The 15,895-nt window shown below is 61.7% G+C and carries 15 protein-coding genes; 7 read left to right on the top strand and 8 right to left on the bottom strand.

The window, feature by feature from the left end:
- Nucleotides 1-93 precede the first annotated feature (93 nt).
- Nucleotides 94-264: a hypothetical protein gene (locus AC5JLE_RS10325; protein WP_496065278.1), complete on the top strand. Its 171-nt coding sequence runs from the start codon at nt 94-96 to the stop codon at nt 262-264.
- 59 nt (nt 265-323) lie between these two features.
- On the opposite strand, the gene AC5JLE_RS10320 is transcribed toward AC5JLE_RS10325, so the two are convergent.
- Entirely contained in the window at nt 324-965 is a 642-nt protein-coding gene (locus AC5JLE_RS10320; RefSeq protein WP_151354663.1) for a DUF1629 domain-containing protein, read from the bottom strand.
- A gap of 198 nt (nt 966-1,163) precedes the next feature.
- Between AC5JLE_RS10320 and AC5JLE_RS10315 the strand changes: the two genes are divergently transcribed.
- Nucleotides 1,164-1,379, top strand: coding sequence for a hypothetical protein (locus AC5JLE_RS10315; protein WP_496065277.1), 216 nt, complete (start codon nt 1,164-1,166; stop codon nt 1,377-1,379).
- Between the two features lie 484 nt (nt 1,380-1,863).
- A complete protein-coding gene (locus AC5JLE_RS10310; RefSeq protein WP_496065276.1) occupies nt 1,864-2,232 on the top strand; it encodes a hypothetical protein in 369 nt (122 codons plus the stop codon).
- Nucleotides 2,233-2,367: 135 nt separating this feature from the next.
- Here AC5JLE_RS10310 and AC5JLE_RS10305 read toward each other — a convergent pair whose 3' ends face one another.
- From AC5JLE_RS10305 to aceE, 4 genes are all read right to left on the bottom strand, one after another.
- A complete protein-coding gene (locus AC5JLE_RS10305) occupies nt 2,368-3,270 on the bottom strand; it encodes an HNH endonuclease (protein WP_496065275.1) in 903 nt (300 codons plus the stop codon).
- A 364-nt stretch (nt 3,271-3,634) separates the two neighbouring features.
- Nucleotides 3,635-5,743: a DEAD/DEAH box helicase gene (locus AC5JLE_RS10300; protein WP_496065274.1), complete on the bottom strand. Its 2,109-nt coding sequence runs from the start codon at nt 5,741-5,743 to the stop codon at nt 3,635-3,637.
- Nucleotides 5,736-6,644: a HamA C-terminal domain-containing protein gene (locus AC5JLE_RS10295; RefSeq protein ID WP_496065273.1), complete on the bottom strand. Its 909-nt coding sequence runs from the start codon at nt 6,642-6,644 to the stop codon at nt 5,736-5,738. Before AC5JLE_RS10295 ends, AC5JLE_RS10300 begins: the two co-directional genes overlap by 8 nt.
- 145 nt (nt 6,645-6,789) lie before the next feature.
- Nucleotides 6,790-9,477: a pyruvate dehydrogenase (acetyl-transferring), homodimeric type gene (aceE, locus tag AC5JLE_RS10290; RefSeq protein WP_012478970.1), complete on the bottom strand. Its 2,688-nt coding sequence runs from the start codon at nt 9,475-9,477 to the stop codon at nt 6,790-6,792.
- A gap of 545 nt (nt 9,478-10,022) precedes the next feature.
- Between aceE and AC5JLE_RS10285 the strand changes: the two genes are divergently transcribed.
- Together AC5JLE_RS10285 and AC5JLE_RS10280 are read left to right on the top strand one after the other, a co-directional pair.
- The gene (locus AC5JLE_RS10285) at nt 10,023-10,583 is read left to right on the top strand and encodes a helix-turn-helix transcriptional regulator (RefSeq protein WP_197561521.1); all 561 of its coding nucleotides are present in this window, start codon (nt 10,023-10,025) and stop codon (nt 10,581-10,583) included.
- Nucleotides 10,584-10,643: 60 nt separating this feature from the next.
- The gene (locus AC5JLE_RS10280) at nt 10,644-11,441 is read left to right on the top strand and encodes a siderophore-interacting protein (RefSeq protein ID WP_197602871.1); all 798 of its coding nucleotides are present in this window, start codon (nt 10,644-10,646) and stop codon (nt 11,439-11,441) included.
- 161 nt (nt 11,442-11,602) lie between these two features.
- On the opposite strand, the gene AC5JLE_RS10275 is transcribed toward AC5JLE_RS10280, so the two are convergent.
- On the bottom strand, nt 11,603-12,436 hold the full coding sequence (locus tag AC5JLE_RS10275) for a hypothetical protein (RefSeq protein ID WP_496065272.1): 834 nt from the start codon (nt 12,434-12,436) through the stop codon (nt 11,603-11,605).
- Between the two features lie 208 nt (nt 12,437-12,644).
- Between AC5JLE_RS10275 and AC5JLE_RS10270 the strand changes: the two genes are divergently transcribed.
- Entirely contained in the window at nt 12,645-13,046 is a 402-nt protein-coding gene (locus tag AC5JLE_RS10270) for a hypothetical protein (RefSeq protein WP_496065271.1), read from the top strand.
- 157 nt (nt 13,047-13,203) lie between these two features.
- On the opposite strand, the gene AC5JLE_RS10265 is transcribed toward AC5JLE_RS10270, so the two are convergent.
- Nucleotides 13,204-13,911 carry a YceI family protein gene (locus AC5JLE_RS10265; protein ID WP_496065270.1) on the bottom strand — a complete coding sequence of 236 codons (708 nt, stop codon included), beginning with the start codon at nt 13,909-13,911 and terminating at the stop codon, nt 13,204-13,206.
- A gap of 86 nt (nt 13,912-13,997) precedes the next feature.
- Complete coding sequence (locus AC5JLE_RS10260; RefSeq protein ID WP_005415046.1) at nt 13,998-14,588, bottom strand: malonic semialdehyde reductase; 591 nt, start codon at nt 14,586-14,588, stop codon at nt 13,998-14,000.
- Between the two features lie 126 nt (nt 14,589-14,714).
- On the opposite strand from AC5JLE_RS10260, the gene AC5JLE_RS10255 reads away from it, so the two are divergent.
- Nucleotides 14,715-15,674: a mitochondrial fission ELM1 family protein gene (locus AC5JLE_RS10255; RefSeq protein WP_100449279.1), complete on the top strand. Its 960-nt coding sequence runs from the start codon at nt 14,715-14,717 to the stop codon at nt 15,672-15,674.
- The last annotated feature ends 221 nt before the right edge of the window (nt 15,675-15,895 follow it).

Raw genomic sequence — 15,895 nt, 5'->3', positions numbered from 1 at the left:
TACGTGCTGAATGGGCGTACTTCCTGTAACCCGGTCTGCAGCAGCCGGTATCGGATGACAGCGAAAATCCATTACACGTAGATCACCCGTCCAATGGGAGCCCTTCACTCGGTCGTCATCGACAATAGCCAGGTCGGCTTGGACGACCACCCGCTGGGCTGCTATGCGGACCTTCCACCGCACGAGGCAGTCCTGGTGTTCGGCAGCAACTACGACCTGCAGCTGGACGATGGGCGGTGGCTACAGTCGGGCGTGCCTGACTGAACCGTGCGGCCGTTCAACACGTCGCAGCTGGTTTGCCGTCAGTTGTCTGCTCCCCAAGGTCAGATTTCCGCAGCATCCACGAACGAGATGCCGCTATCCCGAGGATTCGTGGGAAGCCCCGCCGCGCGAACTGCATCAACAAACTCGCGGCTCGCGATCACGAAGGTGCTGAATGGAGTCAGAAAGACATGCGCATCTCGCACCACTTCAGAGCGAATGGCCAGACTCGCCCCGCCCGCAATCGAATAGAACTTTCCGTTGACGAAGTCCTCATCGACCTCGATATCCAGCCTTGAACGCTCCTCGTCTATCGCGTCCAGTTCACGCACCACGTCGCACAGGAAACGCCGTGGCATAGCTGTGCCATCGGCCAGGCGGACATCACACTCAACAAAGTCGAACGCATGCGGATCCACAGAATTCATCACCTGCCATAGCCGTTCCGAGACGAGCCAGTACCCGCTGAAGCCGCCCTCCAGGTCACGTGGCTCAGGGCCCTTGGAAGCATCGAAGACGATGCGTGGCTTCTCGCGAAGCGCCGGGAAACCCCCATTGTCCGGGCGCAGAATGATGCGCGGTGGATCGAGCAACACCGACAGGTTCTCAACCTCGGCGCCCCGGAAAGGACGGCTGCTTTCCAGATCTGGTGAGAACAAGTAGAACTGGCCCGCTTGAGGGCCTTGCGTGGGGCTTCGCTTCATCGCTTGCGTCCCTGGATTCCCTTCAATGACACCGCAGATGGAGCTTACCCCTCTTGGCCTGGTCGTTTCGAGGCAGATGCGACAGGCTCACGGTTTCCGCTGACGCCACCCTGTGCTGACTGAGAAGCAGGTTCTGCCCTTCATCGCATCCCCTGAGACGGAGGCAGACCATTCTTCCTCCTGCACTGGAGGATACCCATGACCAGAATCGACCCCGCATGGCTGGAAGCCTTCGACAAGGAGCTCCTCCACCTGTTCGCCATCGACCATCGCGATGCCGGCATGGATGAGTACCTGCTGAGTTGCTACGCAGACCTTCCGCCACGCGATCCGGCGCTGGCTTTCGGCAGCGACTACGACCTGGAGCGCGACGATGCGCTGTGGCCTCGGCCGGGCGTGGCGCTGCAAAGTTAAGTTGTGTCGCAATCGACACGCTGCGCGACTGGGCCCTGTGGGCTACGTGTCGCTTTTGGGATCCCGAACAGCTGCAAACCGTGCTTTTCAATGCGCATTCGGGCGGTAACTTAACACCGACCGAAACCACTGCACCGCAAGGGTTCTGCCACGCCTGCGCCATGCAACAATGCCGTAAGCGTCAGCATTTGCGGCCTCTGCGGCCTACGGTTTCTTGGCATCTCGCAATCATGCGAGTACACCTTGACGTGCCACCGGAAAAGGGTGGCGCGGGACTCGAAAACCCGTGTTTATGCCAGCTGTATGCGCTTGCCAGCCGACGTCACCTTTCATGTGGCGTCGGCTGGCAATCCGTTCGCGTTCCATGGCGGGCGGTGCGTGGGGGCCTTCGGGCCCGCCGGTCTGGCATTTACCGGTTTTCGAGCCCGCACCGTCCGCCACCTTTATTGGTGGCGCTGCTATCTGTCCTGTACGGAGCATTGCCATGAACACATCGGACTTCCGTTTCCTGCACGCGCAGTACGATCCGGACAACGCCGAGCCCGAGCGCGAACGTTCCGTCGATCCCAACGCTTTCGTCGCCACGCTGCGCCGCATCGGAACCGGTGCAGCTGCGGACGGCCAGCCTTGGCCGGAGCGGCATCAACTGCCTGGGCGGTGTCTTCAGCTAGCGGATGCAGATTGCGCGCTGGCAGGCCTGCGCGTGGTGGCAGAGCTGATGTTGGCTGCGGAGCGGACTCGGCAGAATGGCGCGCCCGAGGAGTATCTGGGAGACCGGGTTATGGAGGGGTTGAAGATGGCGTGTGTGGCGTTGACTGCGCAGGTGACTGAGCGGTTGCACGTGCGGGAATAGCCCAGTTGGATCTGGCCATGTGTCACGTAGCTGCTGGTCATCCACGTGCTATCGGCTGACGTCGGTTGGAAGTCACCCTTGCGGGTTCCACAAGGCATCCCCGATTCGGAGATGCCTGCCTCCGGTGACTATTTCTTACTTACGCAGCAGTACGGCCCGATGGTAATTCAGGTACGAGGCCTGCGCCGCCGAGAACGGAACGCTCGGAATCTTTTGCACCACATCCCACCTCAAGCGCAATGCCTCCGGCAACTGCTTGCTCAGAATTAGCCGGCCGTCATCTTCAAACGAGATGTATCCACGGTCGAATAGCCGATCGATATGGGGCGCCAACATCAGTCCATTGCTTCCATCAAGGCGCTCAGAGTTGGTGCTCTTCGCCCAGGGCTTAATGTGGCTAGCGATGAGAAAATTGGGCTCACTCGTGCCGGTAACGCGGCAGACCTTTTCGATGTCGCTCACGTTCTTACGGTAGATTCCCTGTCCCACTCTGGCATTGATCAGCTGGGCCTTCACTGTCTCCCCAATATTTTTGTCGTCCTTGATCTCCTTGACTCGCACCTCCTCTTGCCAAGCGCTCAGGTCATCAATGTCAACGTTGAGCAACGACAAAAGCTCAGTAGCCATTTCCGGCGGCACTGGGAACAGGTAGGCCTGGTTAGCCTTGCCATCCGGCTTCAGCGGCGAGTACTTCATCGGAAGACGCGGCCGAATCTTCGCCATATGCTCGCTCACCTTTAGCGGCGATTCCATCAGGTGATAGTCCACCGGAACGGCCCAGCCGTCCCTACGCCATTCGTTGTCCGTCTTTTTGAAGTCATCAGGGCGATCTTTTGCATAGTGCGCCCCATTGACGATCGCGACAGCCTTGATATGAGAATTGGCAAAAGCGAAAACCACATCGCCTGGACGCACCTGGGTCATGTGCTCATAGAAGGGATTTGTCTTCCCTTCCACATTGGTCTTCGGCGACCACAAGTACCCCGCCCTAACAGCCCGATCAAACGTCCGCTTCTGGTTCACCCACCAGTACGCCATCCTTGCTTCCCTGTCTCATCTGATCCGTATGGCCAAATGGCCTCGAGACGGGATAGTACCTTTCAATGTCGCAATCGGCACGCATCTGCTGGACGCCGGGGCAGTCAGGGACGCGCCTCCCTACTACACGGTGCCTCGATGATTACTTAGAGAACTTCCGTCCTATTGATCAGTGCCCACGCGCAAAAATCTGTAGCGGTCGAGCTCCACGTAGACTTCCCTGCGCCCCTGTCTAAGTACATTCTTCTACCGAAATGCACGCCTATAGCTTGAAACGAACTAGCGATATCAACTGAATGCGCGATACTTTTCAAATCTCCAAGAAACCTAATCACTGGCACTGACGGTGCCGCTGAAACAAGAACTAGGTACTTTGGCGAGTGTCCTGATCCACTGTCACGCCGGCATAGAAATGGTCCAGCATGAAGTGCTCTGCGGGGGAACCGAACAGCTCATAGACTTCCGACCGACGGGTCTCCAGCACCTCGAGCGCATCAGGAAGAGACAAGTCCGCCTTCTCAAAATCTACGATCGCTGACAGATGAATCCTGCGACTAAGCATTCTTGGCAGACCATACTCTTCGAGTTGATAAACTGCTGCCGGAAGAAAAGCGTGGGAAAGCCTATAAACGAATGGCGACACATCGAATCCGCGATTTGGACTAACCCTGGCATGAATTGTATTGATGTCCCCAAGGAGCGCTGCCATTTTGTAGGAAACCGTCCTCTCAAGCTTGAAGAACTCCTCAACCGTAACCCCGTGATTAGAGAGTTTTCGTAGCATTGCCGGAATTGTAGACGTCCATGAGTCTGCGACGACTTTGATGAATGCAACGACTTTGGTGTATGGGGCATCCCATCCAGCCGGACTCAGGTTGATTGCATTGAAGAGTACCCATTCCCATGACTCTCGATTCGAGGAGTTCAGATTTGCTAAAGCCCTCCAGTTGCTCGGATCATTTGAAATCGAATTCACCAGCTTCCAGATGACATTTGCGTCACTCGATTGCAACTTGCCTTCTCGTTGCAGCGCAGCCACAGACGTCACGTTAAGAATAGCCGAAACATCTCTATCAAAAGCCTCGGCCTTGTCCCGCTGCGCTTCGCTCAACGAATCCGACACTGAGTCAATTTCAGCAACACCAAGCAACGATTCAGGCAACTCTAGAGTGAGCTGCGTTTCGGAATCAGCAGGAGCTTTCTCCAGCAAATATACTTCACCAACGAAGTATCTGAACATCCTCCCTCCACGACCAATTAAATTTCGGTAGTCGAAGTTAGAAAGCCGCGGGTTGCCATTCTTGTTACTCCAAACCACGACACGTTGCGCTGACGTATTCACGCCCTCAATTATCGAGGACGTAGATACAATCAAATCCAAACCATGCTGTTCCATTTCGAACAGCCGCAGCTGCATCTGGGCAATCGCCCGGTGGATCTGGCCATTATGCAACCCAATCCGATGTTGAATAAGAGTTGATAGAGCCCAGGTTGCAGAATAGTTATCTCCCAGCCATCTACCTATGTCGCGCAGGAGATAAGAACTAGACAATGGCCACGAAATTTTGACAGCATCCGATGCAACCTTGACCTGAGAATGAGATCCTGCATAAAGCAAGGTTTTTGAGCCTGGCTGGCAGATTCTGCGCACTGCAGCCGACTTCTTATCTACGTCACCAGAAGTCGAGTCCGAAAGGTCGTAAGTCTTTAGAACAACGGTATTGAAGTCCGTCTTAACAAACTCCATACCCCTGGTAAAAGGATTTTCCTTCAGCGATGATATATTGGGCGCGAGAAAATATCTCTGCTTGGCGATCGACGAAAACTTAATCATTGCACGAACTAGCGTTGGAGACCGGTCTTTATCGAACGCAGCACTTGCCTTGTAGAATTCATCCACAATGAACAAGTCGAGGCTTTCAATTCTGTTTGCATAGGTAATGGCTCGCTCTTGGGGAAAGACGAATATTTTCGCCCCCTCTGGGATATTCCCTTCAGTCGTCGTCACGACTGAGTAGCTGCCACCAAATTTTCTATGAAGTCGACGCCTCACTTCGTCCATCAACGCTAGCGTAGGCACGATGATGAGGACTGACTTTGGCCGAGTTATCGAAATGAAAGCATCAATAACGAAGCTCTTGCCAAAGCTAGTTGGTGCGCTTACTGCGACGCTCTGCCCCTTCAACAGCTTAGAAAGCAAGGATGATTGGTCGCGATGGAGAGTTGCAAACTCTGGTAGTCCAACGTCTGCTCGAAAAACGTCTGCGACGATGCGATCCTGCCACATCGCTGTATCAAGCTGAAGATAAGGATAGAGCCCGACCCTGCGTAAGAGATGATTCAGAAGGGGCGTATAGGCCTCCTCTGATTGTGACCGTCCATGGAGATGCTCAATCAGTGAAGATCGAGCCTCCTGCTCACATCCAAGCTCGATCATATCGTTGATTCTAGAAAGCACCTCGAAATCATTCATTACCACACTCCTTGTGGAACTTCGCGGTTGCGAGGAACTTCTCTACAACCTTCTTCTTGTCAGGGACTGGGAACAAAATCACGTGAAACGTGATGTCGCCATACTGAGATACAGTGGACGAAAGCTGGCTGAGCTGCCGACTAAAGTAGGCCACCGCTCGCTCTCGGTGGCGGTCAATCAGGGACTTCTCGTACTCATCGGTCCAAATCGAGGCGCTCGACGTAAGCGCACATTCATGAAGCAGAAGTATGGGGATGCATAAGTGGGGCTTGAGCTCATCCAGGGAGACGTCCTGGGAGAGCATTTTTTTTATCTTATCTAGAACGATCTCATTTTTTACGCAAGCCGAGAGATCGCTCACGTTGCATATTATTGCATTCTCTTTCTTAAGCTTATCCGTCCTTAGCGACTCCCCAACAGATTTCACAATAGAGGCAATACGAGCATCTTCGATGTTTGAGTAGAATTTAGACTCACCAAACCAGAGGTGAAACTCGTCGCCATCCACGGTCACGTGGACACTATCTGCACCCTTCGCGTTATCCTGGGCATTCTGTTTATAGAATATCTTTGGAACTACAGGGAGACCGTCATAGTACGCTCTCATGACCCCGTACAACATGGCCTCAGCAAGCTCGCTGCCAGATCCAATATCCTCTGCGCTATCGGTGAGCCTAAGGTTGCTAGCAGCTCTATTGATAAGGGTTTGCGGACTGTCTATTAGCGCATTTCGCTCAGACTCTGATAGAGCTGTTTGAGCGATATTGTTCCACACGAATTCATGGAATTTTGCTACTCGCCACTTTGAGTCTTCAAAGTCATTCGCGATGCTCAGTACGAAATGTCGGTCTCCGCCCGATCCAGCTATGTTCACCGATTCTTTCAAAACAGTCTTGAACACGAACCACTCCAGGTTGGCTAAGCTCTGCTTCCTTCCGAGTCACAATCGCTCGGAGCACATCGAACCACCACTAGCATACTCATCTTGATACAACAAAAAAGGGCGGCCAATGGCCGCCCTTTCTCACGTCAATTAATTGACGAAATCAAACCCCAACAGGATTAGCCTTCTCCGGATCAATCTTGTACTGCTTGATCGCCCGGGCCACATCCTTCGCGGTCATCTTCCCTTCCTTCGCCAGCGCCGCAATCGCGGCATGCGCGATGTAGTACCGATCCACCTCAAAGAACCGGCGCAGGTTCGCACGCGTATCCGAACGGCCGAACCCATCGGTACCCAGCACGGTGTACGACATCGGCACGAACGCGCGGATCTGGTCCGCATACGCACGCACGTAGTCGGTGGCGGCAATCGCCGGGCCCTGGCGGCCTTCCAGCAGCTCGGTCACGTAGGCCTTGCGCTGCTCACCTTCCGGATGCAGGCGGTTGGCACGTTCCACGTCGAAACCATCGCGACGCAGTTCGTTGAAGCTCGGGCAGCTCCAGATATCGGCGGTCACGCCGAAGTCCTTGTCCAGCAGCTCGGCGGCGGCAATGGCTTCGCGCAGGATGGTGCCCGAACCCAGCAGCTGCACGCGCAGCTCGCCCTTCTTCGGCTTGCCGGCGTCGGTCAGCAGATACATGCCCTTGACGATGCCTTCGGCCGCACCTTCCGGCATTTCCGGGTGGGTGTAGTTCTCGTTCATCAGGGTGACGTAGTAATACTCGTCCACCTGGTCTTCCATCATGCGCTTGGTGCCGTGCTGCAGGATCACCGTCACTTCGAAGCCGAAGGTCGGGTCGTAGCTGCGCACGTTCGGGATGCCACCGGCCACCAGATGGCTGAAGCCATCTTCGTGCTGCAGGCCTTCACCGTTCAGCGTGGTGCGGCCGGCGGTGCCACCCAGCAGGAAGCCGCGGGTACGCATGTCCGCTGCCTGCCAGGCGATGTCGCCCACGCGCTGGAAGCCGAACATCGAGTAGTAGATGTAGAACGGCAGCATCGGCACGTTGCTGACCGAGTAGCTGGTACCGGCCGCCATCCACGAGCTGATCGCGCCCGGCTCGCTGATGCCTTGCTGCAGCACCTGGCCGCTCTGGTCTTCGCGGTAGAACATCAGCTGGTCGGCGTCGACCGGCTTGTACTTCTGGCCGAACGGCGCGTAGATGCCGATCTGGCGGAACAGGCCTTCCATGCCGAAGGTACGGGCTTCGTCGGCCACGATCGGCACGATGTGCGGGCCCAGTTCCTTGTCACGCAGGGTGATGTTCAGGCTCTGCACGAACGCCATGGTGGTGGAGTAGCTGCGCTCGCCGCTGCTCTTCAGCAGGCGCTCGTAGGCTTCCAGCTTCGGTGCCACGAAGGTCTTGTCGGCCTTGCGGCGGCGCTGCGGCAGGTAACCGCCCAGCGCGGCACGGCGTTCCTGCAGGTACTGCACTTCCGGCGAATCCGGGCCCGGGTGGTAGAACGGCACCTGGCCGTCGGCCAGCTGCGCGTCGGTCACCGGAATGTTGAAGCGGTCGCGGAAGTGGCGCACCGCTTCGTCGTCCAGCTTCTTGGTCTGGTGGGTCGGGTTCAGTGCCTCACCGGCGCTGCCCATGCCGTAACCCTTCACGGTCTTGGCCAGGATGACGGTCGGCATGCCCTTGGTGTTCACGGCCTGGTGGTAGGCGGCGTACACCTTGTGCGGGTCGTGGCCACCACGGTTCAGGCGCCAGATGTCGTCGTCGGAAAGGCCGGCGACCATCGCAGCGGTTTCCGGGTACTTGCCGAAGAAATGCTCGCGGGTATACGCGCCGCCGAAGGCCTTGCAGTTCTGGTACTCACCGTCGACGGTTTCCATCATCAGCTTCTTCAGGACGCCATTGGTGTCCTTGGCCAGCAGGGCATCCCAGTAACCGCCCCACAGCAGCTTGATCACGTTCCAGCCGCCGCCACGGAACACGCCTTCCAGTTCCTGGATGATCTTGCCGTTGCCGCGCACCGGACCGTCCAAGCGCTGCAGGTTGCAGTTCACCACGAAGATCAGGTTGTCCAGGCCTTCACGGCCGGCCAGCGCGATGGCACCCAGGGTTTCCGGCTCGTCGCTCTCGCCGTCGCCGATGAAGCACCACACCTTGCGGTCGGACTTCTCGATCAGGCCACGGTTTTCCAGGTAGCGCATGAACTGCGCCTGGTAGATGGCGGCCAGCGGGCCCAGGCCCATCGACACGGTCGGGGTCTGCCAGTAGTCCGGCATCAGCCACGGGTGCGGGTACGAGGACAGGCCACCGCCGTCCACTTCCATGCGGAACTTGTCCAGCTGCTCTTCGCTGATGCGGCCTTCCAGGAAGGAACGCGCGTAGATGCCCGGCGCACTGTGGCCCTGGATGAACAGCAGGTCGCCCGGGTGGTTTTCGCTCGGGGCGCGCCAGAAGTGGTTGAAGCCCACGTCGTACAGGGTGGCGCCGGAGGCGAACGAGGCGATGTGGCCGCCCAGGTCACCCGGCTTGCGGTTGGCGCGCACCACGGTGGCCATCGCGTTCCAGCGGATGATCGAACGGATGCGCCATTCCAGCTCGGCGTTGCCCGGGCTCTTGGCCTCGAACTGCGGTTCGATGGTGTTGACGTATTCGGTGGTGGGAGAGAACGGCAGGTAGGCGCCCGAACGACGGGTCAGTTCCACCATGCCTTCCAGCAGCTGATGCGCGCGCTCGGAGCCCTCGACATCAATAACGGCCTTCAACGACTCGATCCACTCCTGGGTCTCCACAGGATTCGGGTCGTTGTTCAGCACCTCGTTCAACCAGTTCATTAGCGCTCCCATTACCGCACGCACGCGCGCGACTGTTGTATAGATTTCTAGACCGCAAAGTGTAGCGCACCAAGGGCTTTCGTCACTTGGCTACGCTGGCGTATGGACGCATGCGGCCAGTGTCCGCAAGGGGCTTGCCGCGCCCGCTGACGGCCCTGCGGCGGGCCTTGGCGGCTGCGCGGGCTGTCGCTTGCGGGCCGCTGCGCCCATGTGCAGGACGCAGTGTTACCGCTGCCGATGACGGTTGTAGGGCAACTCCGGCACCGCTGTAGGGGCGGTTCGGGCAACGGTACTGAACCGGCGACAACATGTCGCACCTGCCTCTGGATCGGTACCGGCTGCGGGTCCAGCGTGGGCCGCGAGTGAGGGGCCTGGCGGCCCTGCTCCCTTCCACAGCATCGCCGGGGCGCCCTGCAAGGGGCGCCCCTTTTGCTGTGCACGCGGCCGCCCGTGGCCCAAAACGGACCTGCTTGTGGCCGGATCGATGATTGCCGGCTTCGATATATCGATATATCGTTTGCACACTCGTTTACCGATATATCGAAATGAGCCGCCCCCCTTCTCCCAGAGCCCGTTCCACCGATCCCGCGGTGCCCCGCCGCAACGGCCAGCCACGCGTGCTGAGCCGCGGCGACCTGCGCCTGCTGGTGCTGGCCCTGATCGGCGAGCAGCCGCGCCATGGCTACGAGCTGATGCAGCTGATCAGCAACCAGTTCATGCAGGCCTATACGCCCAGCGCCGGCACCATGTACCCGCTGCTGGCCAGCTTCGAGCAGGCCGGCTGGATCGAGGCCGAGGAACTGGATGGCAAGCGGATCTTCCGCATCACCGCTGCCGGCGAGTTCGAGCTGAAGGTGCAGCGCACCCAGGTGCGGCTGGCGCAGCGGCGTGCCTTCGACCGTGCCCGCGAGATCACCAAGGCCTCGCTGCCGCCGCCGCTGGCCACTGCCCTGCGCGAGTTCAAGCGGGCGCTGGTGCATCACCACGGCCGTTGGGCCGAGGGCGAGGCGGAAGAAGTGGCGGCGCTGCTGACGCGGGCCTCGGCCCTGCTCAACGGTACCGCCGGTAGCGAGAACCCACCGTTTTCAACGACCCAGCCAGACTGAATCCAGCCAGGTCCTCCCCCATGCCGCGCGCCCCCGCGCGACACCTTTACAGGTATCCCCATGACCGAACACAACAACACGCGCCTGCGCCTGGATGTGCGCTTCCGTGAACTGACCGTGCTGCGCACCGAAGAGGTCACCCCGCACATGCGCCGCGTGGTGCTGGGTGGCGACGATCTGGCCGGCTTCGATTCGCCCGGTGCCGACGACCACATCAAGCTGTTCTTCCCCAACGCCAGCGGCGAGATGGTGCTGCCGGTGCTGACCGCCGAAGGCCGCAGCTACCCGGCCGGCAAGGAGCCCTCGCCGTCGCGCGACTACACCCCGCGCTGGTGGGACCACGAAACCGGCGAGCTGGCCATCGACTTCGTGCTGCACGACCAGGGCGTCGCCGGGCCGTGGGCCGAACGCGCACAGCCGGGCGACACGCTGGTGATCGGCGGCCCGCGCGGCTCGTTCGTGGTGGCCGACACCTACGACGCCTACGTGCTGATCGGCGATGAAACCGCGCTGCCGGCCATCGCCCGCTGGCTGGACGTGCTGCCGGACGGCGCCGAGGTGCAGGCCTTCATCGAAGTGCGCGACGAGGCCGAGCGCCAGGACCTGCCGCAGTACGAGAACGTGCGCATCCACTGGCTGGAGCGCAACGGCTTCCCGGCGGCCAGCAGCACGCTGCTGGAAGACATGCTGACCGACTTCGAGGCCCCGGACGGCGATGTCTTCTACTGGATCGCCACCGAATCGCGCCGCGCGCGGATGATGCGCAAGTTCATCGAAGGCCACCTGGGCGTGCCGCGCGACTGGATCCGCTCGACCGGCTACTGGAAGGCCCACCCGGACGAAACCGACGGCGATTGACCGGCTCGGGGTCAGATCCCTTTTCCTGTGGAAAAGGGATCTGACCCCATGCACCAGAACCTGCCTGGTGGGTGCGGACCGTTGGTCCGCACGCCCTTGACTGTGTAGAGCCGAGCCCACGCTCGGCTGCTCTCCGCTCGGCCACCGATGGACCCATCGCGCTACGCGCGATGAGCCGAGCATGGGCTCGGCTCTACAGGAGGGACCGCGACCGGCGGCTTGGCCACCTGCCCCGTCCACCCGAACCGCTGCGCGGCCCAGATCTCCAGCGCCACCAGCAGCGCGATGACCAGCAGCGGCAGCAGCAGCCCGAAGTACACGCCGGGCATCATGCCGTTGATCTGCGCCTTCACCAGCCGCAGCACGCCACGGGTGTGCAACAGCTCATCCACATGCATGGTCAGCGCCTCTCGCACCACCTTGGGTTCCAGGCCGAGGGTGCCGACCTTGTCCACCAGCGTGTCTTCCACCATGCCGCGCAGCAGGCCTTCGCGCACCTTGCCGATCACCCAGCCGGTACCGCGCGCCAACGGGCCGTTGCCAAGACGGTCCAGGCCGGGCAACGGATGTTCGCTGAGGTAGGCAGAGGCAATGGTGTCGGCCACATCGCCCACCGTGCCCTGGCTGCGCAACGCCTCGCGCATGCGCGGGTCGTCCAGCGAGCCGGTGAAGCCTTCGCTCCAGCCTTCCACCAGAGTCTGCAGGTGCGGCTGGAAATGATCGAGCTGCTTGAACAGCGCGCGGTGCGCACCGGCGGTGAAGCCCAGCTGCAGCCCGAAGAAGGCCGTGGCCAGCGGCAGCAGCACCACGTAGCTGGCCAGCAGCCAGTGATGCCAGCGCTTGCGCCGCTGCAACCAACCCCGGCTGTGCAGCCAGCGCCAGCCGAGGATGCCCAGCACCAGGCCAAGCAACGTGCCGAGCACGCTGCCGCCCAGCAGATCGAGCACGCTCAGGCCCGACCAGAATTCGTTCAACCAGTACTGCGCGTCCTGCATGGGTCTTCCTTCCGTGGGTGATACAACAGCCATTGTAGAGCCGAGCCCACGCTCGGCTGCTCTCCGCTCCGCCATCGGAAAACCCTCGCGCTGCGCGCGATGAGCCGAGCGTGGGCTCGGCTCTACACGGATTCCGACACCCGGTTCAACGCATCAGCCGCCAGGCAATGCGACAATCGCGCTCCTTTCCTGCAGCAACGAGGCCCACATGGCCAAACTGACCCTGGCCAGCGTGGATGCGCTGCGTACCCGCTTTGCCGATGACGCCGCCTGCGATGCGGCGCTGGCCGCGTTCGCCGACAGCGCTGCACTGCGCGCGCCGCTGCGCGAGCTGGTGGCGGCGCAGCACCGCTACCTGCAGGCCGAATTCGAAGTGGCCCAGGTGGCCGACGTGCTGCGCCGTGACCAGAAGTACGCGCCGGTGGGCCGGCCGTCGGTGCACATCGTGCAGCTGCGCAAGCAACAGGCCGCGACCAAGCAGGCGGCGCTGATCGCACGCCAGGTGGTGGCGCAGGCCGCGCAGACGTTCGTGCGGGTGAGCGGGATGACGGTGAAGGCCAAGCAGAGCCCGAGCGAAGCGTGTGGGGCGTGGTTGGGCACGTTGCGCTGAGGGCGCGTACCCGGTAGTGGCCAACCTTGGTTGGCCTGCGGAGTGCCCATGTGCCAACCAAGGTTGGCATCTACCAATGCGCGTTCCCCCGCACCCAAAAAGAAGGCCCGCTTTTCAGCGGGCCTTCTGCCTTCTCACGACGAGTGAGTCGGGTACATCAAGCCGCCGGCTTTTCGCCGGTGGCTTCGGTGGTGATGCGGATCTTCACTTCATCGCTGACGTTCGGAGCGTAGGCGCCGACGCCGAAATCGCTGCGCTTCAGGGTGGTGGTGGCATCGAAGCCGGCGGCCGGAACCTTGGCCATCGGGTGCTCGCCGCCGCCGTTGACGGTGACGTCCAGGGTGACCGGCTTGGTGATGCCCTTGATGGTCAGGTCACCGGTAACGGTCAGCTTGTTGGTGCCGGCCGCTTCCACCTTGGTGCTCTTGAAGGTGGCATCGGCGAACTTGGCGGCGTCGAAGAAGTCGGCGCTCTTCAGGTGCTCGTCGAACTTGGCGGTGAAGCTGTTCAGGCCGCTCAGCGGCAGCTTCACTTCCACGGTGGACTTGGTCACGTCTTCGGCGTTGTACACCAGGGTGCCTTCGACGTTGCCGAAGTGCGCGCTCGGGTTGGAGAAGCTGAAGTGGCTCCACTGCGCCAGCACGTCGGTGTGGCTCGGGTCCAGCTTGTAGGTGCCCGAGGCGATCTTGATCGCTTCGGCAGCCGGCGCAGCAGCGGCGGCATCGGCGGCCGGGGTGGCGGCCTGCTCGGTGGTGGCCGGGGCGGCAGCATCGGCCGCCGGGGCAGCGGTGTCGGCCGGCTTGGAGCAGGCGGCGATGGCCAGGGTCAGGGCCAGCGGCAGCAGCAGTTTACGGGTGGCGCTCATCTGAGGAACTCTCCGGATCGTAGGGTGGGTACACGGTGCAGCAAGAGCCCGCCGCACGACGGCGGGCCCGAAACCGATACAGCGACTTACGCGATGCGCGCCGCTTCGTCGAACGACAGGCGCGGCAGGCGCGGGAACAGGCCCGCCGGATCACCGTAACCCAGGTTGACCAGGAAATTCGACTTGATGGAGGTGCCGGCGAAGAAGGCTTCGTCGACCTTGGCCGGGTCGAAGCCGGACATCGGGCCGGCATCCAGGCCCAGCGCGCGCGCGGCCAGGATCAGGTAGGCGCCCTGCAGGCTGCCGTTGCGGATGGCGGCTTCGTGGCGGCCTTCCTGCGGGCCGTCGAACCAGGCCTTGGCATCGGTGTGCGGGAACAGGTACGGCAGCTTCTCGTGGAAGTCCAGGTCGAAACCGATGATGACGGTGACCGGCGCGGCCATGGTCTTGGCCAGGTTGCCTTCGGACAGCGCCGGGGCCAGCTTGTCCTTGGCTTCCTTCGAGGTGACGAAGACGAAGCGGGCCGGCGTGGTGTTGGCCGCGGTGGGGCCCCACTTCACCAGGTCGTACAGTTCCTTCAGCAGGCTCTCGGGGACCGGCTTGTCGAGGAAGGCGTTCTGGGTGCGGGCCGTGCGGAACAGCTGATCGAGGGCGGCGGCGTCGAGCGCGTGGGACATCGGTGGATCTCCAGGGCGGCGAAAGGGAGTCAGTGCCCGCGGGCGGCGCGGGGCGAATCGACGAGCCGCAGTGTAGAGTGTCGCGACTGTTGCAACACCCAGCAGGACTGAAACGAATTAATGCCAATGGTGAAACGATCGAGCGCGCCCTGGACGGTCACTGACGGCCGCGCGGGCAATGTCCGCCAGGCGGTTGCGCTGGCCTCGGCACTGCGCCAGGGCACCCACCGACCGCTGCTGCTGCAACCGCGCGCGCCCTGGCGCTGGCTGTCGCCGCGCCGCCTGCCCGGCGATGTGAACGGCTACGGCGAGGCCTTCGCGACGCTGGCTGCCGACGCCCCGGCGCTGGCGATCGGCTGTGGCCGCCAGGCCGCTGGCGCCCTGCGCGTGCTGCGCGCACGCGGCACCCAGGTGGTGCAGATCCTCGACCCGCGCATTGGCGCGCGCCACTGGGACGTGGTGGTGGTGCCCGAACACGACGCCCTGCGCGGCAGCAACGTGCTCACCCTGCTCGGCAGCCTCAACCCGGTGGACGATGACTGGCTGGCCTGGGGCCGCGCTGCGTTCGCCGGCTTCAGCACCCTGCCCGGCCCGCGCACCGCACTGCTGGTCGGTGGGCCGACGCCGCTGGCGCCTTGGGACGAGACGGCGATGGTCGGCGTGTTCCAGGCGCTGGCCGAGCAGATCCGCAGCGAAGGCGGCAGCCTGCTGGCCACCACCTCGCGACGCACCCCACCGGCGTTGGCGGAGATCCTGCGCGCGAAATTCGCCGACCTGCCGCACGTGATCTGGGGCGATGGTGGCGACGGCACCAATCCCTATGGCGGCCTGCTCGGCTGGGCCAACCGCGTGGTGGTCTCGCCCGATTCGGTGAACCTGCTCTCGGAGGCCTGCGCCACGCGCATGCCGGTGATGGTGGCGCTGGCCGACACAGCGCAGGGCCGCCTGGCGCGCTTCCAGCAGCAGCTGCGCGAACGTGGGCGGTTGCAGGCGCACTGGCTGGACTGGCAGTACGACCGCATCGAACCACTGCGCGAGACCGCGCGGGTGGCGGCGGAAGTGAAACAGCGCCTGGCATCACGGTAATGCCGGCCGCTGGCCGGCAACGCTGTACCTGGCATCACGGTAGTGCCGGCCGCTGGCCGGCAACGCTGCATGCATTGCCAAACCCTGCCGTTGCCGGCCAGCGGCCCGCCCGACCCCCATTCGCCGCGCCAGGGGGGGGGTAGCCCCCGGCGCGGAGGCGCGGATGATAGGCGCGCGGGCCGGCCCCCCCGGGGGCCGCGTCCCGAGTTCAAGCGCGATGG

The sequence above is a fragment of the Stenotrophomonas sp. genome, assembly GCF_059505245.1.
The sequence above is the reverse complement of the archived record's forward strand: the minus strand, read 5'-3'. Positions and strand labels throughout refer to the sequence as shown.